The organism is Polynucleobacter bastaniensis, from assembly GCF_018882205.1.
GTDB classification, from domain to species: domain Bacteria; phylum Pseudomonadota; class Gammaproteobacteria; order Burkholderiales; family Burkholderiaceae; genus Polynucleobacter; species Polynucleobacter bastaniensis.
Map to the genome: position 1 here is coordinate 86,726 of NZ_JACVOU010000002.1, position 21,181 is coordinate 107,906.

A 21,181-nucleotide genomic window follows, 5' to 3' on the forward strand; every position below is an offset into this window, starting at 1 on the left:
AAATATTCACTTTTGACTGTGGTGCTAGAGTTGCCCCCTAGTGGCCTCACTTGTAACATTAATGCTGACTTAAGGGTTGGCTTTTTTGTATTACATTAAATTAAAAGCCCACACAAATCAGCTTAGTATTACTGTAGATCAAATCAATATACGAATGGTACTTATGTCATCAGATGCATTATTTCCTGGCTTTCAGGCGCGTGTTTTTGAAGTCAATGGGATTCAAATTGCTGGCCATGTAGGTGGGACTGGCTCACCGCTATTGCTCCTGCATGGACATCCCCAAACCCATGCCATTTGGCATAAGGTTGCGCCAGAGCTCATGAAAAAGCACACATTAGTCATGACGGACCTGCGGGGTTACGGGGACTCTTCTAAACCAGAGGGTACAAGTGACCATAGTAATTATTCAAAGAGGGTGATGGCGCAGGATCAGGTGGAAGTCATGCAGCAGCTTGGATTTAATCGTTTTGGTGTGCTGGCGCATGATCGCGGTGCGCGAGTCGCACATCGTTTAGCGATGGATCATGCCGCCTCAGTTGGAAGCTTGATCATGCTCGATATTGCGCCTACTCTCTCTATGTATGAAAAAACCAATGATGCGTTTGCAAAAGCCTATTGGCATTGGTTCTTTTTAATACAGCCTTCGCCTCTGCCAGAGCGGCTCATTGAAGCGGATCCTGCGGCTTATATTCGAGATTTAATGGGTAGGCGTCATGCCGGACTAAAACCCTTTGACCCTAGAGCTTTGGCCGAATACATGCGCTGCATTGCCTTGCCTGGAGCAGCACATGGGATGTGTGAGGATTACCGTGCTGCAGCTGGAATTGATCTAATTCACGATCGTGAGGATATTGCAGCTGGCAGGAAGTTGGAGATGCCAACAATGGTGCTTTGGGGTGCAGACGGAGTGGTTGATAAATGCTTCAAGCCCCTCCAAGAGTGGCAGGCAATATGTCAAAGTGTGGTTGGTGAGACCTTGCCTTGCGGGCACTATCTTCCAGAGGAGGCACCAGAGATTTTGCTGGAAAAAGTCACAACATTTTTAAATCGAGATAGTTGATGAGTACTAGAACTCTGTATCAAAAATTAGTGGATTCTCATACGGTATTGAAGTTAGATGAGGAGAACGTGCTGCTCTTCTGCGATTTACATCTGATGAATGAATACACTAGTCCACAAGCATTTTCAGGTCTGGATGAAAAAGATCGTGAAGTGCTTATGCCGGGGCAGAATATCGCTGTTGTGAGCCATATCATTCCTACCCATCATGAAATGCCTAGAAAGATTGCTGATCCAGCCTCTTCATTGCAGGCCCTCAACCTGAAGAAAAATTGTGTGAAGCACAATATTCCTTTATTTGATACCAATCATCCATTACAAGGTATTGAGCATGTCGTATCGCCAGAGCATGGCATGGTGCGTCCAGGTATGGTGATCATTTGTGGTGATAGTCACACCACTACCTACGGAGCCTTAGGAGCCTTAGGTTTTGGTATTGGCACATCCGAAGTTGAGCATGTTCTAGCTACCCAAACTTTGGTATATCGCTTAGCTAAAAATATGCATATCAAGATCAATGGCACATTGCCAGTTGGCACCACCTCTAAAGACATGATATTGAACATCATTAGTCAGATTGGTGCTAAGGGTGCAATTGGCTACGTAGTGGAGTTCAGTGGATCCGCACTAATAGATTTGAGTACAGAGGCGCGCTTTACTTTATGCAATATGGCAGTGGAGGCAGGTGCCCGAGGAGCTTTAATTGCACCAGATAAAACAGCCATTGATTACGTATTAGCAAGATGCCCTGATATTACTGGTGAGATTAAAGACCGTGCATTAGTGCATTGGGCAAGTTTATATTCAGACGCAGATGCACAGTTTGAAAAAGCATATGAATTCGATGCAAGCGATATGGCGCCCTTTGTCACTTGGGGAACTAGCCCAGATCAAGCGATTGCTATTAACGCCGCTATTCCAACAAAGGATTCCATTCAAGATCCAATTGATAAATTGAGTCTTGAACAAGCATTGAGATATACCAAGCTATCTGATGGTCAAGCACTAGAGGGCACACCAATTGACCACGTCTTTATAGGCTCTTGCACCAATGGGCGTATCGAGGACTTACGGAACGTGCTTACCGCAATCGGTGATCGAAAAGTAGCCCCCGGTGTTCGAGCGATGGTGGTGCCTGGCTCTGGCGCTGTCAAAGCTCAAGCGGAACAAGAGGGAATTGCCGATAAGCTTATTGCCGCTGGTTTTGAATGGCGTAAGCCTGGTTGCTCTATGTGTCTTGCCATGAATGATGATGTTTTAACTTCTGGCACACGCTGCGCCTCCACAACTAATCGTAACTTTGAAGGTCGTCAAGGTAGAGGTGCAATTACCCACTTGATGAGTCCTGCGATGGCAGCTGCTGCCGCAGTTACGGGCAAGATTACGGATGTACGTAAGTTACAAGGAGCTGCAAATGCATAAGCTATCTAAAATTCATGGGCACGCCGCCGCCTTGCATATTGCTAATTTTGATACTGATCAGGTGATGCCAAAGCAGTTTTTGCGTGGTATCGATAAGTCTGGCTTAGCACAGGGCTTATTTTATGATCTGCGTTTTGATGAGCATGGAGAGCCAAAGCAAAACTTCTTTTTAAACCAGCCTGCTTATGCAAAAACGGATGTTTTGATCGCAGGCTCAAACTATGGCTGTGGCTCTAGTCGTGAACATGCTGTTTGGGGGATGCAGCAGTTTGGATTTAAAGCGGTCATTGCCTCTAGCTTTGCGGAGATTTTCTACTCCAATGCAATGGGTAACGGCTTATTGTTGGTTGTTCTACCTGAAAAACAAGTGCAAGCCTTAATGAAAGAGGCTGATGATAAGGGTGTACCAATAAGCCTAGATATTGATATTGAGAACCTAAAGGTTCGCACTACCCATCATGAGTTCACATTTGTCATGTCAGCAAGGCATCGCCGTATGTTCTTGGAAGGTTTGGATGTGATTGGCCTTACCTTAAAGCACAAAAAAGAAATTGATGCCTTTGCCCAAGAGCACTGGAATGAGCAACCCTGGGTAAAGGATGTTGCAAGAAAAACTATGGATAGATTAAATTGAGTTTACTCAGCGTCAGATTCAATTGCTTGCTATGCTTTATATCATTTGAAATATCTGAATGTAATAAATGAATATCAACTCTGATTACAGCAAGAGAGTCGTGATTAATCATCATGATTTACCTTGGGTTCCTAGCCCTGAGGCGGGTATTGAGAGACGCATGCTGGATCGTGTTGGCGATGAAATTGCAAAGGCAAGCTCGATCGTTCGTTATTTACCTAATGCTCATTTTCCAACGCACACTCATGAATTTGGTGAGGAGATATTAGTGCTTGATGGGGTATTGAGCGATGAAACTGGAGACTATCCGGCTGGCACCTACATCATGAATCCCCCTGGATCCTCTCATGCCCCTTATAGTCAAATGGGTTGCACTCTTTTTGTGAAACTACGACATCTTGGAGTTGAGCAGGTGGAGCGAGAGCTCGTTGATACAAAATCAGCGCCTTGGCATCAAGGGATGGTTCCTGGTCTTCATGTAATGCCTCTCATGCGGCAGGGCAATGGCTCCACTTTGGTTCGATGGGCTCCCCAAACCTATTTCAACCCACATAAGCACTATGGTGGTGAAGAAATCTTTGTGGTGGATGGTGTATTTGAGGATGAGCATGGGCGCTATCCGGCTGGCTCATGGATCAGAAGCCCTCATCTAAGCTTCCATCAGCCTTTCAGTAAAGAAGGATGCACTATATTTGTTAAGACTGGGCATTTATTAGATTAATTGTATTTACGGGATTTTTTATGAAAAATGTATTTAAGGTATTTTTATCAGCCCTATTTTTTATTGGTTTAACTCCCTTGTGCGTTCAAGCGGCTCCACCACTTCCGCCTTTTTATGAAGCTGTCACAAAAATGAGCCCCGCAGGAAAATTAGGGCAAATCGTAAAGCAAGAGAAAATTAAAACATCAGTGAAGGGCGCGCAAGCATGGAGAATTGCTTACATTTCATCTGATGTAGCTGAGCGCAAGACTATTACTACGGGGGTCATTATTGCTCCTCTGGGAGCTGCCCCAAAAGAAGGAAGACCTATTTTGGCCTGGGCGCACGGCACCACAGGCTCGGCTCAAAATTGTGGCCCATCCCAGGTTGTTGATCCAACCTCGCCTTTGAATGAATATTTCTTGGCGGATGGCAACTCTTGGACCGACTACGGCATTCCGAATGTTGAGCAATTCATTAAGGAAGGTTATGTGATTGTTGCCACAGATTATCAAGGGCTAGGCGGCGGCGGTAAACATCAATATGCGATTGCGGGGACCAATGGCAGAGATGTTATTAATTCTGTAAGAGCAGCAAGCTCAATGAAAGAGCCTGGCGCTGGTAAGAAGGCGATTGCTTATGGTTGGTCACAGGGTGGCGGAGCAATTCTGGCAGCTGCAAGTTTGCTTGATTACCAAGCCCTTCAAGGCACTGCCGCAGACAATCTTCAATATCTTGGGTTTGTTGGCTTGGCACCAGATGATCAAGCAGCTATGCTCCGTAACCCACCGACTGATGAGCTTGGCGCGAATAAGTTGATGAATGAATTTACTCAGGCCAATGTCCCGAATGTATTTTTATTCGCTCACTATGTGATGGGTCTTTGGGGTGCTCAAGCCGCATACCCACATCTCAAGTTGACAGATATCCTGACTGATGAGGGCGCACAGTTTGTGGATAAATTAGCTAGCAATAAGTGCGTCCATGTAATGGCGGATTCTTTTAATTACGCCTATGGAGACAAGTACAAGTCTTTGTTGAAGCCTCAGGCTAGCAACTCCTTAGCCTGGGTAAAAGCCTTAATTGATGGCAGTGTGCAGCCAGTTAAGCCTGTTGTACCAGTTGTTATTTACTGGGGCACTAAAGACACTGCAGTTCCCCCAATTGAGCATGAGCTGTATCAAAAGCAGATGTGCGCTATGGGTGCAAACATACAGAGAGTCCAGTTGCCAGGAGAGCAAACCCACTTTAGCACTCCCGGTGTCTCAGCTCCTATGTATCTGACTTGGATTAAAGATCGTATTGCTGGAAAGCAATTAGCTAATGGATGTCCAGCAAATTAGAGCGGCGTTAACTTCCAAGATGCTGAACTCTATTTATTAAAATAACACTATAAGATAGAGAATCATTTTTTTAAAGATAAATATGGAGCCATTAGCTAAATTAAAAGTAATTGAAATGGGCCAGTTAATCGCTGGACCATTTGCCGCTAAAACGCTGGGAGATTTTGGTGCTGATGTCATCAAGATTGAGCCGCCAAAAGTTGGTGATGCTCTACGTAAATGGCGTTTGCTCAAAGAGGGTACCTCAGTCTGGTGGCAGGTTCAGTCGCGCAATAAACGCTCTCTATCATTGGATTTAAAGCAGGCAGAAGCTCAAGAAATTGTTCGCACCCTAGTCAAAGAAGCAGACGTGCTGATCGAAAATTTTCGACCAGGCACTCTAGAAGGTTGGGGGCTGGATCCAGAGAAATTACTTGAGCTCAATCCTAAGCTGATTGTGTTGAGAATTAGTGGTTATGGCCAAACTGGACCTTATCGAGATAAGCCAGGATTTGGTGTGGTTGCCGAGGCAATGGGTGGCTTGCGACATTTAACTGCGGAACCTGGACGGGTGCCTGTTCGCGTTGGTATTAGCATTGGTGATACCTTGGCATCATTACATGGTGTGATCGGAATCTTATTAGCGCTTCAAGAGCGTCACCAGAGTGGCAAAGGCCAAATCATTGACATTGCTTTATATGAGGCGGTCTTCAATTGTATGGAAAGCTTGGTGCCTGAATACAGTGCTTTTGGAGAGGTGCGGCAAGCTGGTGGAAGTGCCTTGCCTGGCATTGCCCCAAGCAACGCCTATCTTTGTGCTGACGGCGGCTATGTGTTGGTTGCTGGTAACGGCGATAGCATCTTTAAGCGCCTGATGAATCTGATTGGTCGAGCAGATTTAGCAAATGATCCAACACTTGAAAATAATGACGGTAGGGTAGCGCGGGTTGCGCAATTGGATGAAGTGATTGGTGATTGGGCCCAAACAATGACGACTGACCAAGCTCTAGATCTGCTCAATACGGTGGCCGTTCCTGCGGGGAAAATATATACCGTCGCTGATATCGTCAGCGACCCCCATTACAAAGCCCGTGGCAATATCGAGAGTATTCAGATGCATGATGGGACTAAATTAGAGGTTCCAAGCGTGCTACCGAAGCTTTCGCGTACCCCAGGATCAATTAAAACTCTAGCTCCAGATATTGGAGAAAATACCGATGAAATTTTACAAAGTATTGGTTTAACAGAGGCTCAGGTAGCATCCTTAAAAGAGCGCGGTATTGCCTTTACTAAATAATCAACCACTTAAGCAAACGAACTAATCTTATGACTAGAATTTATTTCAATGATGTTGTTACTAGGGATGGATTTCAGATTGAGCCCAATTTCATTCCTACGGATGACAAGGTTAAGTTGGTAGATGCACTAAGCCAATGTGGATTTGCCAAGATTGAAGTGACCTCATTTACCTCGCCTAAAGCGATTCCAATGCTGCGCGATGCAGAAGAGGTTATGGGCAAAATTAAGCGTGTACCCGGTGTTGAATACACAGTCCTAGTTCCCAATCTACGTGGTGCCGAGCGTGCTTTTGAATCTCGCGCAGATGAATTTAATCTGGTCATGTCGACTTCTGAAACCCATAACTTAGCTAATTTGCGAATGGGCCGAGAAAAAAGCTTTGCTGGATTGACTGAAGTGATCCGGTATGTAGATGGCAGAACTCCCATCAATGTTTCGCTTTCAACTGCTTTTGGTTGCCCCATGGAGGGCGATGTACCGCAAAGCGTAGTAGAAGGTTTTGTTCAACGATTTGCAGACCTAGGTGTACGTGGCGTCACTATTTGCGACACCACTGGAATGGCACATCCTGCTCAGGTTGCAAAAATGGCAGAGGATTTGCAAAAACAGTTTGGCAACTTGCAGTTAACCTTTCATTTTCACAATACCCGTGGAATGGGCTTGGCAAATGTGCTTGCTGCAGTGCAGTCCGGCATCACTCGGTTTGATGGTTCCTTAGGTGGATTGGGAGGTTGTCCTTATGCACCAGGAGCTAGCGGCAATATCTCCAGTGAAGACGCTATTCATATGCTCGATGCCATGGGATACGATACGGGTATCAATATCCCTAAACTAATAAGTCTGGCTCGTGAGCTTCCCTTGATTGTTGGACATCCTGTGCCGGGACAAGTTGCCAAGGCTGGTAGTAGCTGCACTTTACATCCAGCCCCAGCTTATGTAGAAGATTTACATTAATTGATTTACTTAAATTGAAAGTTAGTTCAATGCATATCTATTCTTCCTGGATCAAATATTTGGCCTTGATTTTGTTAAGTCAAGCAGCTGTTTCTAGTTACGGCCAGGATTCTGGTAAGTATCCGAATCGTCCGATTACATTTATTGCCTCTTCTGCTCCAGGTGGTACGACAGATTTCACGGCCAGAGTGCTGGCTTTACCTCTTGGGACTGCTTTTGGCCAAACGATTGTGGTTGAAAACAAAGCGGGAGCATCTGGTGCGATTGCTGCTGCTGTTAAGAAGGCCGATCCTGACGGCTACACTTTATTAGTTCAGTATTCTGGCTATCACGTGATTACCCCATTGGTTAGCAAAAATCCATTGCCATGGGAGCTCAAAGATTTTAAGCCTGTAGCAAATGTGATCTCAGCACCACAAATTGTGGTGGTGCGTGCAGACCTGCCATTTAAGACGATGAATGAGTTAATCGCCTATGCAAAAGCTAATCCTGGAAAGTTGAATTATGCATCCTCAGGCAATGGCTCCTTGCAGCATGTTACTGGTGCGATGTTAGAGCAGCAGGCCGGCATCAAAATGACTCATATTCCTTACAAAGGTACCGGGCCAGCATTAGCTGATTTATTGGGTGGCCAGGTTGATTTGACATTTGGAACGCCTCCGCCATTTATTCCTCACATTCAAACTGGTAAGCTACGTGCATTAGCAACAACTGGCAAGAAGCGTTTGCAGAGTTTGCCTGATGTTCCTACAGCTGTTGAAGCAGGATTACCAAAACTAGATGCGACATCATGGTTCGCAGTTTTTGCCCCAATCAATACGCCCGCATCTATTGTGAATCAACTGACAACTGAAATCGCTAAGGTAATGGCTGAGCCGGCATTCAAACAAAAAGCATTGGAGATGGGTGCTGAGGCTGTTTATATGAACCCCAAGCAGTTAGATGAGTTTATTAAGACTGAAAATATCAGATGGACTTCGGTGGTTAAGACCGCCAGAATTGAAGCTGATTGATAGGCTTGAATTAGATGATCGATCATTTAGACCACCTCGTATTAACTACTGCCAATGAGAGTGCATGCGTGGACTTTTATACCCGAGTTTTAGGAATGAAATTAGAGAGCTTTATTGGTGGAACGCCACCAGTTGAACGCAAGGCATTTAAGTTTGGCAATCAGAAGATTAATTTACACATCAAGGGCAAGGAATTTGAGCCTAAGGCAGATATTCCGACGCCAGGTTCATTGGATTTATGTTTTATTGCTGATAGATCTCTAGTGCAAGTAATTGAAAAGCTGAATCAAGAAGGTTGGCCCATTATTGAGGGGCCAATCATCCGGACTGGTGCTACCTCAAAGATTAACTCGGTATATGTGCGCGACCCCGATCAAAATCTCATTGAAATCAGTGAACTTATTTGAGCCTTCTAATATGACTAAAGAGCAATTTCTGAGCATGCTAGTTTTGGAGGGATTTCCGGAGCCAACCCTTGTAGAGCGAGAGGCGGACGGATTTCTGGATGATCATACGCATCCCTTCGAGGTCAAGGCCTTAGTGGTTTCTGGGCAAATTGACTTAGTGGTTGATGGCGTGAGAACAGTATATGTTTCTGGGGATGTGTTTCACCTGTCAGCAAATCAAGTTCATACTGAGCGCTATGGAAGTAATGGCGTTCAATACTTGGCAAGTAGGAAAGATGGATCTGAAGATAATTGATCGTTATCGAGCGTTGATTGTCTAGACCTCTAAGTGGCCCACCGGCATATAGTTTTTCTATGAGGGTCATTCAACCGTATTGCTGTTGAAACTGAAGTGCAGTTTGGATGGTCTGAAAATGAATGTCCACAGTTGACTGAATTTCTTTGCCATATCCGCCCGCCATGCTAAAGGCAATTGGAATTTGGCGATCTAAGCCATACTGAAAAACAGCCTCATCTCGCTGCCGTATTCCCTCTTGAGTCAGGCTGAGTTTGCCTAAGCGATCCCCCTCGTGGGGATCAGCTCCAGCTAAGTAAATAATGCAGTTGGGCTTAAAGCGCGTATCTACTATTTCTAGGCTTTGATGAAGCGTTTCTAAATAGGCAGCGTCTCCTGTTTCGTCTGGTAGACCAACATCAAGATCGCTACGCTCTTTGGTAAAGGGGAAGTTATTTTCCCCGTGGATTGAGAGGGTAAAGATAGAGGAATCATTTTCTAGGATAGAGGCTGTGCCATTGCCTTGATGAACGTCCAGATCAATGATTGCAATCTTCAGGTGTGGATTAATTTCTTTCTGGAGTGATCGAGCGGCAATAGCAGAGTCATTAAAGACGCAGAAACCGCTCCCTTTATCGCGGTAAGCATGATGCGTACCGCCGGCGAGATTGGCTGCTAGGCCCTCATTAAGTGCCGCCTTCGCAGCGGCAAGGGTGGCACCAGCAGAGCGACGTGAGCGCTCCACCATGAGCTCACTCCAAGGAAAGCCAATCTCTTGCTGCTCTTGAGGGCTCAAATTACCTGAGAGGATTTTGATGAGATAGCTAGGATCATGTGCATACAGAATCTGAGTATCAGAGATGGCGGGAGCCTCTACTAGCTCTAGCCCTATTAGCTTGCTCACTAAATCACGAAGCCGGCTGTACTTTTCCATCGGAAAGCGGTGTCCCGGCGGAAGTGGTAAAACATAGTGGTCGGTATAAAAGGCTTTCAATGCGATCTAGTCTTTTTCTTGGTTCTTGAATGTGTTGAATAGTCTATTCGTTTTCGAATAGGTAAGTATGGCTCGAGCTGAAAAATTGGGTTTTAAAGGAAACAAATCATTTCTGCCTAGTAAGACTTGTGTGGTCTGCGGCAAAGAAATGACTTGGCGTAAGTCCTGGGCTAAAAACTGGGATGAGGTGAAGTACTGCTCTGATGCTTGCCGCTCTAAAAAAACTACAAACACCGCAGCCAGCACTAGTGGAAAGAATAAGTGACAGTCATCGTCTATTGGTTTCGAAATGATTTGCGTTTGGCAGATAATCCTGCCTTTACTCAAGCATGCTTAAAAGCTGACAAGCTCTTGCCGGTTTATGTGCACGATTCAAAAGAGCAGGAGAAGGTTTATGGCTTTGAGCGACAGGGATCGTATCGGCAGACTTTTTTAAGGGCATCCTTAGATGATTTAAAGGCTCAGCTTCAAGCTCAAGGTTCAGATCTATTGGAGCTATCCGGCAAGTCAGTAGAAGTATTACCGCAGCTAGTGAAAGATACTGCTGCAACAGCAATCTATTGCGAGCAAATCGAAGCTCCTGAAGAAATTGAACAAGTCCGAATAATGCAAGAACAGGGTGTTGATGTTGAAGAGTTTTGGCAATCGAGTATGTTGGATCCACAAGACTTTCCATTCGCCTTGGAAAAAATGCCCGATGTATTTACGGCATTTCGTCGTGAAGTAGAGCGGGCACAACTCAAGTTCGCTCAGCCCATCAATGCGCCTCAGCAGATTCCGATGTTGCCGGCAGCCTTAGCTCAGAGCTCAGCATCCTCCTGTAGTTCTCAATCTGAGGGCCATCCTTTCTTTTTAGGAGGCGCTACTGCCGCACAAGCACACCTCAGTCAATATCTAGAGCGACGCCTTCCTGATAGTTATAAGGAGACTCGGAATCAACTTATTGGTAGAGATTACTCCAGCAAGTTTTCAGCATGGTTGGCTTTGGGTTGTATTTCAGCAAGAGATATCGCAGCGCAAATCAATGAGTATGAAAACCACTTTGGCGCCAATGATGGGACCTATTGGCTTTGGTTTGAATTACTTTGGCGTGACTACTTCCGTTTTATTCATTTCAAGTATGGTCAGAAGTTGTATCGCGCCAGTGGTTTAACTGAGGTACCCGTAAAACCATCTTATGTACCCAGCTTTGAACAATGGCGCACGGGCACCACGGGCACTGCTTTAGTTGATGCAGGTATGCGCGAGTTGCAGCAGAGTGGTTATCTCTCGAACCGTATGCGCCAGATTGTGGCTAGTTATTGGATATACGATATGAAAGGTGATTGGCGTGCAGGCGCAGCGTGGTTTGAGTCTCAGCTAATTGATTATGACGTCTATAGCAATCAAGGAAATTGGCTTTATATTGCCGGGCGCGGAACGGATCCTAGGGGTGGTAGACCTTTTAATGTAGCCAAGCAAACTCAAGACCATGATCCAAAAGAAATCTACCGCAAACTTTGGCTCTCACCCCAATAGGGTTTTATAACTGCTCTACTGCCGCATATTGTTCTAGTACCTCTAGCGAGACTTTCTCTAAAGCTTTGATGTGCGTGCTCTCTAACTTAATCCTAGGTGCACAGTTGGCTTCTAAAGCCTCAATCCAGCGGTTCAAACAAAGGCACCACTGATCTCCAGCAATCAGTCCTGGGAACTGATATTCAGGACGTGGGGTAATGAGATCGTTGCCACGTTTGAGGCTAAATTGCAGAAAGTCATTGCTCACAATCGCGCAGACTAAGTGACTACCAAGATCTTGTTCATTGGTTTTGCAGCAACCATCTCTAAAAAATCCAGTGAGCGGTTCAAATGAGCAGGCAACCAGGGGTTGACCTAAAACATTGAGGGGTAGTTCAGTAGACATGAATGTTCTTTAAGTGGTGATGTATTGACGAGTGATGGATTGATTGATGCATCAAGCTACGGGCTAGGGTAGAGCTTATGGGACAAAGCTTGACCAGATGAATTTACTTTTACCAAAACCATATCCCCTGAATTAACAACCTTGCCGGTAAAGGATTGGATATTGACATGGTGGGTCACCATGATGATTGGCGCTTTAGGATATTTGATACGCTCATCCTGAATTAGCTTGGCTAAATCATCAGTTTGTTTTTTGGCCTGACTCATATCGTCGAAAAAAGAACCCAATGCTGCCTCTTTGGTAACGGCACCCTTATTCAGAAGAATTGCCGTATCAAAGCAACGACACCAAGGACTGCTATAGACCTGCGCTTTGCTAATGCCCTGCTTGGCTAGCCACTCGCCAGTCAGCTGAGCCTGGCGCTTGCCTGCTTCACCCAGATTGCGTTGGGTGGAACACTGATTTAATTGATAGCCTCTAGGGTCTCCATACCCTGGTGCATCGGCATGCCGCATGAGTAAGACGTGCTGACCATCTTGCATTGCGCTGGCCAACTCGGTTTGGGCGAGAGCGCTACCTTGAGCTCCAATGAGGGTCGCTATTACAGCAAGTAATGGGGGTAAAAGTTTGATCATCATGATTGGGTTACCAAGGTAACTTTTCTCCGGAGTAACTCAGGAAACTACCTGAATCAGTTTTTTGAAGTGAGAGCAATACCGTAAGCATATCGCTTGCCGCATCTAAAGCAGGTCTACCTATCTGCTCGCCCTTAAAGGGCTTAGATAAACGGGAGTTTACTGTTCCCGGATGCAGGGCCACTAAGGCCGTATTGGGTTTGGTTCTGGCAAATTCAATGGAGGCTGTTTTGATCAGCATATTCAGGGCCGCCTTAGAAGCGCGATAGCTAAACCAGCCCCCCAAACGATTGTCCTCAATGCTACCTACTTTAGCGGAGAGGGTTGCCATTACGGATCCCGCTGGGTCGAGTAATTTGGAGAAATGCTTGATTGTTAGTCCAGGGCCAATGGCATTGGTCTGCATCAATATCTGTAACTGTTCGGCGTTGAGATCATCCAATTTCTTTTCAGGCATCCAGTGCTCAGAATGTAGTACACCAATCGTATTGATGATGAGCTGAAAAGGACCCCTCTGAATAAGACTTGCAGCAGCAGCTTCAATCGTAGCGAGATCTTGGTAATTGATTGGCTGCGCCGAGTTGCGATTTAGGCCGCAAACAAGCTCACAATTAGGGGAGGCTTCTAATAACTCCATAAATGCCGCTCCAATGCTTCCAGAGGATCCAATAATCAAAGCACGAAAGGGTTGCGGAACTAGTGGCATAAATAAAGAGGCTCAAGTGTCGGGTGAAAGCGGGCTCAGCTAGTTTATTGAATAAGTCTTAAACTTGCTTGATGGGAACCAAGATAACTCAAGCACTCTCTGCTGCTGATCTCTCGCGCGTGATCGAGATGGCATGGGAAGATCGCACGCCATTTGATGCGATTGAGCAACATTTTGGACTATCCGAGCCACAAGTGATTGCGCTGATGCGCAAAGAGCTCAAGAGGGGCTCATTTAATCTATGGCGTCAGCGGGTAACTGGTAGGGCAACCAAGCATGTCGCCTTAAGAAGCAAGTTGGTAACCCGCGCCTATTGCTCGATGCAATACAAGCAGAAGTAACAGCCATGAAGAAACTCACTATGTTCTACGATGGCCTTTGTCCTCTTTGTCAGGCGGAGATTTTGTTTTTGTCTGACCGCAATCAAGCAGGTTTACTCAGCTTTGTAGATGTCAACTCAAATCGTTACAACGCTGATGAGCTTGGCATATCTTGCCAACAGGCCTTAGATTCAATGTACGCTCAGTATGACGATGGTGAACTGATTAATGGTGTGGAGGTTTTCTCGGCCGCCTATGCGAGAGCGAATTTACCGAAGTTAGCTTGGTTGTTTTCTCGACCAAGCCTGCGCCCTACGTTGACCTGGGCTTACCGTTTTTTTGCCAAGAACCGACATGCTATTTCAAGTCTATTTGGACCATCCGCTTTATGGTTGGTGAATGTAACTCGTAAACATAAATAAAGGGGCGATGATGAAAATAATTCTACAAACTAGTACCGCCCTATGGCTGTCTTTAGCCCTGCTGAGTAGTACTGTATCGGCTAAGGGCTTGGCACATATTGAGGGCGTCATTAATCAAGTGCAGCCTCAGGGTACTGGCCGCCTGAACTTTTGGGGTTTTCATGTTTATGACGCGACTCTGTATCGCCCTGCGGGCAAGGATTCTGCCGAATTTGCCTTGGATATTAAATATCAAAAATCATTTTCTGGGGCGACCATCGCAAGCCGTACTGCTGATGAAATGAAGCAGATTGGTGTGCCTGAAGCGCAGTCCGCTATTTGGGGAAAAGAGCTTGCTGCAGTTTTGCCCAATATAGAGCCCGGACAAACGCTCACTGGAGTCTACTCACCAAAACAAGGCACTACTTTTTTTTATGACGGTAAGAAAATTGCTCAATTTCCGGGGGCAGATTTTTCAAAGGCATTCTTTGGGATTTGGCTTGATTCCAAAACGAGCGTACCTAAGCTGAGATCTGAATTATTGGGCAACGGATGCCCACCCCCACTAATCACTGGAGCCTGTTAATGTCTAAAACCTATTTCGTTAAAAAGTATCTAGCAATTTGTTTGATTGTATTTGGCCTATCAGGTTGCTCCTCACCCTCAGTCAATCAATACGCACAAGAAACACCCAAGCTTGATCTAAGTGAGTACTTCAACGGCACGATTGATGCGTATGGCATCTTTACCGATCGTAATGGTGAAGTTAAAAAACGCTTTACTGTTTTATTGGTTGCTAAGTGGTCAGTTGTGAATGGTAAAAAGACGGGTATTTTGGATGAGAGCTTTGAGTACTCCGATGGTACAAAGCAAAAGCGCATTTGGACTTTGGTTGAAACAGCTCCAGGCAAATACATAGGTACTGCAGATGATGTCATTGGCGAGGCTTTAGGAGAATCCGCTGGTAATGCATTGAACTGGGCTTACACCTTGGCGCTGCCCGTGGATAACTCCATCTACCATGTGCAATTTAATGACTGGATGTACTTAGTCACACCTAAGGTAATGATTAATAAGGCGCAAATGAGCAAATTTGGTATTAATCTGGGTGAAGTGACTCTCAGTTTTTATAAGCGCTAACTCCTCTCCTAATATTGAGCATCTCTTTGAAAGATTTGAATTGAAAAAGCTTGTTCTCATTCTGGGTGACCAACTTGATATCGATAGCCCGATATTAAAAAACCTGAATCCCAAGACTGAGCAAGTCGTCATGATTGAGTCTATCGATGAGGCTCAGTATGTTTGGTCGCATAAGGCCAAAATCGTTTTGTTCTTATCGGCGATGCGGCATTTTGCTGGGCAACTGGAAGAGCAGGGTGTACCGCTGATCTACATTCAGCAGTCTCCAAAGTCAATTGGCGATACGCTACGAGAGTTGATTTCCAAGAAAAAATTTACACACTTGCTATGTCTTGAGCCGGGAGAGTATCGACTCAAGTGCGAAATAGAGAATTTGACAACTGAATTAAGCATCGAATTAGAAATGCAAGAAGATCCCCATTTCTATTGCTCACGCCATGAGTTTGAGAATTGGGTTGCTGGCAAGAAAGAATTGCGTTTGGAGTATTTCTACCGACTGATGCGTAAGACTCACAATATCTTGGTTGATAAAGAGGGTAATCCGGAAGGTGGTCAGTGGAATTTCGATCGAGACAATCGCAAGCCGTTTCCGAAAAAAGGACCAGGCTTAATTCCGCCGCCGGAGTTATTTGAGCCCGATGACATTACTCAAGAAGTCATTGCGCTGGTTGAGAAAAATTTCCCCGAACATCCTGGATCTTTGGAACACTTTCAGTGGCCAGTCACACGCGCACAAGCTTTGCAGGCACTTAAAGGCTTTGTGGAGCATCGCTTAGTGACTTTTGGTATTCATGAAGATGCGATGTGGACGGATACACCTTTTGGTTGGCACTCCTTACTCTCCAGCTCGATGAACTTAAAGCTGCTCAATCCTAGAGAGGTGATTGCTGCTGTCCTCAAGGCATGGAAGAAAGACGATTTAGATCTTGCTACTGTAGAGGGATTTATTCGTCAAATCCTAGGTTGGCGAGAATTCGTACGAGGCATGTACTACCTTGATATGCCTCAAATGGCTTTAGATAATTTTTATGATCATCAAAATGCATTGCCTTCCTGGTATTGGACTGGCAACACCAAGATGAAGTGTATGCAGCAGGCGATAGGCCAAACGTTGGAGTATGGATATGCCCACCATATTCAACGCTTGATGGTGACTGGCAACTTTGCATTGCTCGCAGAAATCTTGCCAAAAGAGGTTTGTGATTGGTATTTGGCCGTCTATATTGATGCGATTGAGTGGGTGGAGTTGCCCAATACAGCGGGCATGGCCTTATTTGCCAGTGGCGGCCGCTTTACTAGCAAACCTTACATTGCCAGTGGCGCCTATATTAAGAGAATGAGTAACTATTGCGGCTCCTGCCAATACAAGCCTGATATTCGATTTGGGGAGGGCGCCTGCCCGATGACTACCCTCTATTGGAACTTCCTCATTAAGCATCGCACCCAATTTGAGGCAAGCCCGCGTACTCGGCTGATGACTGCCAACCTATCCCGTATTAGCGATACCGATCAGCAGGCAATCATGCTCCATGCCAAAGGCCTTTTAGGGGATTTAAACTCCCTGTAAGAGTCTTGCCCTATTTATAGCTGGAAAAAACGCATTTTGTGAATTTGTGTCACACTTTAACCATATAAATCAGCAGGTTAAAAAGTTATGAGAATTGAAGATACTGATCCAGCGCGACACGCTGGCATTGAATATCCCATGGAAGTGGGTGCGCCTGTATTTGCACCGATTAAGGTCTTGGAAGAAAAAGACAAGGCAGTCAATGTCGCACGCCAGAACGCAAAGCTTGAGTACGATCGCATCATGGAGCAAGCTGAAGTATTAATGAAGCAGGCGCGGTCTCTTCAGGCTCGTTTGGATGCCACAGAAATGGTTCATAGTGCCAAATTTAGTTTTAATCCCCTCCATGGAAAAACCTACCATCTCTACTTTGATAGCCGCATTGGCACAAATGTATTGATTCAGAATGGACCTGATCAATGGAGTTGCGGTATTCCGGATGCCTGGACTTATTCGATGGCTGTCAAAAAGCTTGGGGATAGTACCTGGGCTATCGTTGAGGAGGAAGAGACTGTCTCTTCCTCTGTTGCAGTAAGATAATTTTTTTATAAAAATAATAAGGTGACTTGTGACAACTGCTCGAATTGTTAGTCTTTCAGAACTCGGCAACGCCGATGTGATTCAATTAATCGATAAAGAGCTTCCAGCTCCAGGTAAAGGCGAAGTGCAACTTCGTCAAACTGCTATTGGTTTTAACTTTATTGATGTGTACCAGCGCTCTGGTTATTATCCTTTGGAATTACCAACTGGCTTGGGTCATGAGGCAGTGGGTGTGGTTGAGGCGCTTGGTGAAGGTGTTACTCGATTCAAGCTAGGCGATCGTGTGGCCTACATGAATGCTGGTATTGGTGCTTATGCCAGTGCGCGCAATGTTGCAGTCGATAAGTTGGTTTCAGTGCCAGACAATGTATCTGATGAAACTGCTGCTGCTGTGTTTTTCAAGGCCATGACTGCCCAATATTTAGTTCAAAAAACCTATAAGGTGAAATCTGGGGATGTCGTCTTAGTTCATGCTGCCGCCGGCGGTGTTGGTCAAATTCTATCGGGATGGGCAAAATCTTTGGGTGCCTTTGTAGTGGGTACCGTAGGATCTGAAGCCAAGTTTGCTGCAGCAAAAGAAGCAGGCTGTGATGCTGTAGTGGACTACTCAAAACCCAATTGGGTCGAAGAGTTTATGAAGGCAACAGGCGGTCGTAAAGCGAATGTGGTTTATGACTCGGTTGCCAAGACTACTTTCTTGGGATCACTTGATTGTGCCGCACCATTTGGCATGGTGGCTTTATTTGGCGCCGCCTCTGGACCTGCTCCTGAGATTCAGCCAGAGATTCTGAATAAGAAAGGTTGCCTCTTCTTAACTAGACCCTCCGTATTCCCGCACAACGCCACTCCCGAGTTGCTACAAGAAAATGCTCGCGCAGTATTTGATGCGATTGCACAAGGTCGTGTGAAAGTGCAGATTGGCGCCAAGTTTAAGCTCGAGCAGGCTGTTGAAGCTCATAAAGCTGCAGAAGGCAGAAAAGTTTCGGGCGCGATCGTCATTACCCCGTAAACGAAATGCTGAGTTATGAGAACCCCGCTACGGCGGGGTTTTTTATTGGAGACATGCAATATCTATAAATTGATGCAGTGCCATATAAACTCCGTTTCAAAAACTCAATTCCACTTTCTCCGCTATAGTTTGACTAGATAAGTCATAAAAACTTGGAGGCAGTAATGCGTAAATATATTTTGTCGGACTCTTTTTTAGCTGGGATTGCTGCTGCATTCTTACTGGCTTCCCCAGTATCTGCCCAAGCTCAAGCGCCTGGTAAATCTAGTGCACAGCCCGTAACAGAAGTTCTGTGGTTAGGACAGGCTGGATTTCGTATTAAAAGTCCTGGTGGCAAGGCCATCTTGATCGACCCATGGATTACTGGCGGTCCTAAAACCCCCGCCATTTATAAGAACGATTTAAATGCTATCGGCCCAATTGATTTGTTATTGGTGACGCATGCCCACGTCGACCATATTGGCGATGCACCCGCGCTTGCAAAAATGAATAACACTAAGTTATACGGACCTGCAGATATGGTGACCCCATTAATTACTCTGGGAGTATTGCCAGCTGATCTTGGTTATCGCTTTAACAAAACTGGTCGTGTCACACCATTACCTGGCATTAAGGTGACGGCAGTGAAGGCTGAGCACTCCTCCTTGCTGGTATGGAAGAATCCGGCAACTGAAAAGATGGAGTCGCACGCAGCGGGTGAAGCGATGGCCTACATCATTGAGCTTGAGAATGGCTTCAAAATTTGGCACATGGGTGATACAGGACTTTTTGGTGATATGAAATTTATTGGCGAACATTACAAGCCAGATTTAGTCATGATCCCTATTGGTGGTAATTTCACTATGGCACCAGATGATGCTGCTTATGCCTTACGTACCTGGGTAAAACCAAAAATGGTGATACCAATGCATTACAACTCCAATCCATTGACTAAGGGTACCTTGGCTGAATTTCAAGAGGCCATGAAGGGCAGTGCAATTAAGATCATTCCCATGACTGAAGGGCAGACAGTTCAGTTCTAATTAATAGAATGCACTGTTCAATAGGATTTTTATGAATTCTGTTTCACCTGAAGTCAGGATGCAACTCGCGCCTAATGGCGTTCTATCTGCTGCGGTGTATTTAGGTAACTTCTTATTGGTTACCGGTCGGTCGTCTTCTGGCGAGCCTACTGGGATTGCGCCTGATATCTGCCGAGCGATTGCAAAAAGTTTAGGTGTCGAAATAAGCTTGCTGGGCTTCAACACGCAAGACGAGGTCGTCGAGGCCGCGGTCAGCGGCAGATGTGGCATCTCCTTATTAGGCTCTGACCCCGCGCGCGCTCAGAAGGTCACTTTTACTCCTGCTTATGTCGAGCTAGAGGCTTGCTATTTGGTTCCCGCTAACTCCCTTATTACTGAGTTGTCACAGGTAGATCAGCCAGGAGTGAGGATTGCATCTTTTTACAAAAGTGCATACGACCTGTGGCTGCAGCGTAATCTCAAGCATGCCAGCTTAGTACATGCTGATAGTGTGAAAGCCAGTAATGAATTGTTTGTCAGTCAGAAATTAGATGCTTTGGCAGGCTTGAAGACTGGCCTAGTTGCTGCTGCTCAAGATATTCCTGGCTCCAGAATTCTGGATGGCCAATTTACTGGAATACAGCAGGCGATTGCCACACAAAAAACTCACCTAGAGTCGATTGAGTTTTTGAATGCTTGTGTAGAAGAATTCATTAGATCTGGTTTGGTGGCTGATCTCATTCGTCAATATCAGGTGCAAGGCCTATCAGTTGCACCACTTCCTTAAATATCTTCAGAAAAATAATATGCAAAATTTTTTCCTGGCTCTCATTTTGGGCTCAAGTTTATTTACTCAAGCTGCGATTGCTCAAGTAGCTACTTATCCAAATCATCAAATTAAAATCATCTCTCCATTTGCTACCGGTGGTATCGCTGATGGGTTTTCACGAATCATTGCCCAGGGATTAAGCGAGGCTTTTGGGCAGCCAGTGATAGTAGAAAACAAAACGGGTGGTGGAGGTAATATCGGGGCTGATTTTGTGGCTAAATCACCGCCAGATGGCTACACCTTGATCATGGGTAGTATTGGTACTCATGCAGTAAATCCTTACCTAGTGAAGAGCATGCCCTATGACCCCTTCAAGGATTTTGTGCCAGTAGCTTTTGTGCTCGATGCCGAAGGTTTGTTGGCGGTGAATCCTAGCGTCCCGGTAAAAAATGTCAGTGAGCTCATTAGCTACATCAAAGCTAACCCAGGAAAAGTATCTTACGGGTCGGGTGGTATCGGTACCGCTAGTCATTTGGCGGGAGAGCTTTTTATTCTCACCGCAAAGGTGGATATGACCCACATTCCTTACAAAGGAAATGCATTGGCGATTACGGATTTGATTGGCGGCCAAACTCAATTAATGTTCGCCACGATGCCTACCATTCTGCCTTATGTAAAGAGCGATAAATTACGTGGCCTAGCGGTAACAGGCGCCACTAGAGATCCTTCAATGCCAGATTTGCCGAGTATGAGTGAGACGCTACCTGGATTCGATGTCAAAAATTGGATTGGCTTATTTGCCCCTGCGGGCACTCCTCCTGTAATTGTGAAGAAGCTCAATGCGGAAGTGGGAAAAATTATGCAACAGCCAGCCGTGCAGAAAAAGCTGGAGTCAGAAGGGGCAAAGTATTACGCTATGTCACCCGAAGCTTTTGGAGCGTTTCAGAAGAAGGAATCAGTCCGCTGGGGCAAGATTATTAAAAGTGCTGGTATTAAGCCTGAATAGCATCCTGATTCAAGTGAGGGGCGCTTCCCCTCATTCCGCATATAATTGTCTAAGCGCTTGAATTAAAAGAAATTTATTCTTTAAACCCTGTTTTAGGTAGTTT

The 21,181-nt window shown here is 45.5% G+C and carries 26 protein-coding genes; 22 read left to right on the top strand and 4 right to left on the bottom strand.

Annotated features, from left to right (window positions below):
- Positions 1-163 precede the first annotated feature (163 nt).
- The 10 genes from ICN22_RS03500 to ICN22_RS03545 all read left to right on the top strand — a co-directional run bounded on the left by ICN22_RS03500 (position 164) and on the right by ICN22_RS03545 (position 9,108).
- The gene (locus ICN22_RS03500; protein ID WP_216168915.1) at positions 164-1,063 is read left to right on the top strand and encodes an alpha/beta fold hydrolase; all 900 of its coding nucleotides are present in this window, start codon (positions 164-166) and stop codon (positions 1,061-1,063) included.
- Positions 1,063-2,484: a 3-isopropylmalate dehydratase large subunit gene (gene leuC / locus ICN22_RS03505; protein ID WP_216168916.1), complete on the top strand. Its 1,422-nt coding sequence runs from the start codon at positions 1,063-1,065 to the stop codon at positions 2,482-2,484. The genes ICN22_RS03500 and leuC overlap by 1 nt, the downstream gene beginning before the upstream one ends.
- Positions 2,477-3,118, top strand: a complete 642-nt coding sequence (leuD, locus tag ICN22_RS03510; protein ID WP_216168917.1) for a 3-isopropylmalate dehydratase small subunit — start codon at positions 2,477-2,479, stop codon at positions 3,116-3,118. Before leuC ends, leuD begins: the two co-directional genes overlap by 8 nt.
- Positions 3,119-3,185: 67 nt before the next feature.
- Positions 3,186-3,839, top strand: coding sequence for a cupin domain-containing protein (locus ICN22_RS03515; protein ID WP_216168918.1), 654 nt, complete (start codon positions 3,186-3,188; stop codon positions 3,837-3,839).
- A 20-nt stretch (positions 3,840-3,859) separates the two neighbouring features.
- Positions 3,860-5,161, top strand: a complete 1,302-nt coding sequence (locus tag ICN22_RS03520) for a lipase family protein (RefSeq protein WP_216168919.1) — start codon at positions 3,860-3,862, stop codon at positions 5,159-5,161.
- Between the two features lie 82 nt (positions 5,162-5,243).
- Entirely contained in the window at positions 5,244-6,437 is a 1,194-nt protein-coding gene (locus ICN22_RS03525) for a CaiB/BaiF CoA transferase family protein (RefSeq protein WP_216168920.1), read from the top strand.
- A 29-nt stretch (positions 6,438-6,466) separates the two neighbouring features.
- Positions 6,467-7,393, top strand: a complete 927-nt coding sequence (locus ICN22_RS03530) for a hydroxymethylglutaryl-CoA lyase (protein ID WP_216168921.1) — start codon at positions 6,467-6,469, stop codon at positions 7,391-7,393.
- A gap of 29 nt (positions 7,394-7,422) precedes the next feature.
- Positions 7,423-8,406 carry a Bug family tripartite tricarboxylate transporter substrate binding protein gene (locus ICN22_RS03535; RefSeq protein WP_216168922.1) on the top strand — a complete coding sequence of 328 codons (984 nt, stop codon included), beginning with the start codon at positions 7,423-7,425 and terminating at the stop codon, positions 8,404-8,406.
- Between the two features lie 14 nt (positions 8,407-8,420).
- The gene (locus tag ICN22_RS03540) at positions 8,421-8,813 is read left to right on the top strand and encodes a VOC family protein (protein ID WP_216168923.1); all 393 of its coding nucleotides are present in this window, start codon (positions 8,421-8,423) and stop codon (positions 8,811-8,813) included.
- A gap of 10 nt (positions 8,814-8,823) precedes the next feature.
- On the top strand, positions 8,824-9,108 hold the full coding sequence (locus ICN22_RS03545) for a cupin domain-containing protein (protein WP_216168924.1): 285 nt from the start codon (positions 8,824-8,826) through the stop codon (positions 9,106-9,108).
- A 70-nt stretch (positions 9,109-9,178) separates the two neighbouring features.
- Here ICN22_RS03545 and ICN22_RS03550 read toward each other — a convergent pair whose 3' ends face one another.
- Positions 9,179-10,087: a histone deacetylase family protein gene (locus tag ICN22_RS03550; protein ID WP_216169332.1), complete on the bottom strand. Its 909-nt coding sequence runs from the start codon at positions 10,085-10,087 to the stop codon at positions 9,179-9,181.
- A gap of 61 nt (positions 10,088-10,148) precedes the next feature.
- On the opposite strand from ICN22_RS03550, the gene ICN22_RS03555 reads away from it, so the two are divergent.
- Both ICN22_RS03555 and ICN22_RS03560 read left to right on the top strand, forming a co-directional pair.
- Positions 10,149-10,346, top strand: a complete 198-nt coding sequence (locus ICN22_RS03555; RefSeq protein WP_216168925.1) for a DUF2256 domain-containing protein — start codon at positions 10,149-10,151, stop codon at positions 10,344-10,346.
- Positions 10,343-11,599 (top strand): DASH family cryptochrome, encoded by a 1,257-nt coding sequence (locus tag ICN22_RS03560; protein WP_216168926.1) that lies wholly within the window; start codon positions 10,343-10,345, stop codon positions 11,597-11,599. Before ICN22_RS03555 ends, ICN22_RS03560 begins: the two co-directional genes overlap by 4 nt.
- Positions 11,600-11,603: 4 nt before the next feature.
- Here the strand turns inward: ICN22_RS03560 and ICN22_RS03565 are convergent, their stop codons facing one another.
- The 3 genes from ICN22_RS03565 to ICN22_RS03575 are packed head-to-tail and all read right to left on the bottom strand — an operon-like array spanning position 11,604 to position 13,325.
- Positions 11,604-11,984, bottom strand: a complete 381-nt coding sequence (locus tag ICN22_RS03565) for a DUF2237 family protein (protein WP_216168927.1) — start codon at positions 11,982-11,984, stop codon at positions 11,604-11,606.
- 56 nt (positions 11,985-12,040) lie between these two features.
- Positions 12,041-12,622, bottom strand: coding sequence for a histidine phosphatase family protein (locus tag ICN22_RS03570; RefSeq protein WP_216863475.1), 582 nt, complete (start codon positions 12,620-12,622; stop codon positions 12,041-12,043).
- A 7-nt stretch (positions 12,623-12,629) separates the two neighbouring features.
- A complete protein-coding gene (locus ICN22_RS03575) occupies positions 12,630-13,325 on the bottom strand; it encodes an SDR family NAD(P)-dependent oxidoreductase (RefSeq protein WP_216168928.1) in 696 nt (231 codons plus the stop codon).
- A 71-nt stretch (positions 13,326-13,396) separates the two neighbouring features.
- On the opposite strand from ICN22_RS03575, the gene ICN22_RS03580 reads away from it, so the two are divergent.
- The 10 genes from ICN22_RS03580 (at position 13,397) to ICN22_RS03625 (ending at position 21,078) form a co-directional block, all read left to right on the top strand.
- The gene (locus tag ICN22_RS03580) at positions 13,397-13,666 is read left to right on the top strand and encodes a TIGR03643 family protein (RefSeq protein WP_215305008.1); all 270 of its coding nucleotides are present in this window, start codon (positions 13,397-13,399) and stop codon (positions 13,664-13,666) included.
- A 5-nt stretch (positions 13,667-13,671) separates the two neighbouring features.
- Complete coding sequence (locus ICN22_RS03585) at positions 13,672-14,067, top strand: thiol-disulfide oxidoreductase DCC family protein (RefSeq protein WP_216168929.1); 396 nt, start codon at positions 13,672-13,674, stop codon at positions 14,065-14,067.
- Between the two features lie 7 nt (positions 14,068-14,074).
- On the top strand, positions 14,075-14,632 hold the full coding sequence (locus ICN22_RS03590; RefSeq protein ID WP_255533823.1) for a chalcone isomerase family protein: 558 nt from the start codon (positions 14,075-14,077) through the stop codon (positions 14,630-14,632).
- Positions 14,632-15,186, top strand: coding sequence for a DUF3833 domain-containing protein (locus tag ICN22_RS03595; RefSeq protein WP_216168930.1), 555 nt, complete (start codon positions 14,632-14,634; stop codon positions 15,184-15,186). The genes ICN22_RS03590 and ICN22_RS03595 overlap by 1 nt, the downstream gene beginning before the upstream one ends.
- 40 nt (positions 15,187-15,226) lie before the next feature.
- Entirely contained in the window at positions 15,227-16,753 is a 1,527-nt protein-coding gene (locus ICN22_RS03600) for a cryptochrome/photolyase family protein (RefSeq protein WP_216168931.1), read from the top strand.
- Positions 16,754-16,840: 87 nt separating this feature from the next.
- Positions 16,841-17,293 carry a DUF2452 domain-containing protein gene (locus ICN22_RS03605; protein WP_216168932.1) on the top strand — a complete coding sequence of 151 codons (453 nt, stop codon included), beginning with the start codon at positions 16,841-16,843 and terminating at the stop codon, positions 17,291-17,293.
- Positions 17,294-17,321: 28 nt separating this feature from the next.
- Entirely contained in the window at positions 17,322-18,302 is a 981-nt protein-coding gene (locus ICN22_RS03610) for a quinone oxidoreductase family protein (RefSeq protein ID WP_216168933.1), read from the top strand.
- 164 nt (positions 18,303-18,466) lie between these two features.
- Positions 18,467-19,324, top strand: a complete 858-nt coding sequence (locus ICN22_RS03615) for a metal-dependent hydrolase (RefSeq protein ID WP_216168934.1) — start codon at positions 18,467-18,469, stop codon at positions 19,322-19,324.
- A 31-nt stretch (positions 19,325-19,355) separates the two neighbouring features.
- Positions 19,356-20,090 (top strand): transporter substrate-binding domain-containing protein, encoded by a 735-nt coding sequence (locus tag ICN22_RS03620; protein WP_216168935.1) that lies wholly within the window; start codon positions 19,356-19,358, stop codon positions 20,088-20,090.
- Between the two features lie 19 nt (positions 20,091-20,109).
- The gene (locus tag ICN22_RS03625) at positions 20,110-21,078 is read left to right on the top strand and encodes a Bug family tripartite tricarboxylate transporter substrate binding protein (RefSeq protein WP_216168936.1); all 969 of its coding nucleotides are present in this window, start codon (positions 20,110-20,112) and stop codon (positions 21,076-21,078) included.
- Positions 21,079-21,181: the final 103 nt, after the last annotated feature.

Coding starts and splice junctions, on each gene's coding strand:
- ICN22_RS03500 (WP_216168915.1), top strand. CDS start 164: ATGTCATCAGATGCATTATTTCCTGGCTTTCAGGCGCGTGTTTTTGAA.
- leuC (WP_216168916.1), top strand. CDS start 1,063: ATGAGTACTAGAACTCTGTATCAAAAATTAGTGGATTCTCATACGGTA.
- leuD (WP_216168917.1), top strand. CDS start 2,477: ATGCATAAGCTATCTAAAATTCATGGGCACGCCGCCGCCTTGCATATT.
- ICN22_RS03515 (WP_216168918.1), top strand. CDS start 3,186: ATGAATATCAACTCTGATTACAGCAAGAGAGTCGTGATTAATCATCAT.
- ICN22_RS03520 (WP_216168919.1), top strand. CDS start 3,860: ATGAAAAATGTATTTAAGGTATTTTTATCAGCCCTATTTTTTATTGGT.
- ICN22_RS03525 (WP_216168920.1), top strand. CDS start 5,244: ATGGAGCCATTAGCTAAATTAAAAGTAATTGAAATGGGCCAGTTAATC.
- ICN22_RS03530 (WP_216168921.1), top strand. CDS start 6,467: ATGACTAGAATTTATTTCAATGATGTTGTTACTAGGGATGGATTTCAG.
- ICN22_RS03535 (WP_216168922.1), top strand. CDS start 7,423: ATGCATATCTATTCTTCCTGGATCAAATATTTGGCCTTGATTTTGTTA.
- ICN22_RS03540 (WP_216168923.1), top strand. CDS start 8,421: ATGATCGATCATTTAGACCACCTCGTATTAACTACTGCCAATGAGAGT.
- ICN22_RS03545 (WP_216168924.1), top strand. CDS start 8,824: ATGACTAAAGAGCAATTTCTGAGCATGCTAGTTTTGGAGGGATTTCCG.
- ICN22_RS03555 (WP_216168925.1), top strand. CDS start 10,149: ATGGCTCGAGCTGAAAAATTGGGTTTTAAAGGAAACAAATCATTTCTG.
- ICN22_RS03565 (WP_216168927.1), bottom strand. CDS start 11,984: ATGTCTACTGAACTACCCCTCAATGTTTTAGGTCAACCCCTGGTTGCC.
- ICN22_RS03570 (WP_216863475.1), bottom strand. CDS start 12,622: ATGATGATCAAACTTTTACCCCCATTACTTGCTGTAATAGCGACCCTC.
- ICN22_RS03575 (WP_216168928.1), bottom strand. CDS start 13,325: ATGCCACTAGTTCCGCAACCCTTTCGTGCTTTGATTATTGGATCCTCT.
- ICN22_RS03580 (WP_215305008.1), top strand. CDS start 13,397: ATGGGAACCAAGATAACTCAAGCACTCTCTGCTGCTGATCTCTCGCGC.
- ICN22_RS03585 (WP_216168929.1), top strand. CDS start 13,672: ATGAAGAAACTCACTATGTTCTACGATGGCCTTTGTCCTCTTTGTCAG.
- ICN22_RS03590 (WP_255533823.1), top strand. CDS start 14,075: ATGATGAAAATAATTCTACAAACTAGTACCGCCCTATGGCTGTCTTTA.
- ICN22_RS03595 (WP_216168930.1), top strand. CDS start 14,632: ATGTCTAAAACCTATTTCGTTAAAAAGTATCTAGCAATTTGTTTGATT.
- ICN22_RS03605 (WP_216168932.1), top strand. CDS start 16,841: ATGAGAATTGAAGATACTGATCCAGCGCGACACGCTGGCATTGAATAT.
- ICN22_RS03615 (WP_216168934.1), top strand. CDS start 18,467: ATGCGTAAATATATTTTGTCGGACTCTTTTTTAGCTGGGATTGCTGCT.
- ICN22_RS03620 (WP_216168935.1), top strand. CDS start 19,356: ATGAATTCTGTTTCACCTGAAGTCAGGATGCAACTCGCGCCTAATGGC.
- ICN22_RS03625 (WP_216168936.1), top strand. CDS start 20,110: ATGCAAAATTTTTTCCTGGCTCTCATTTTGGGCTCAAGTTTATTTACT.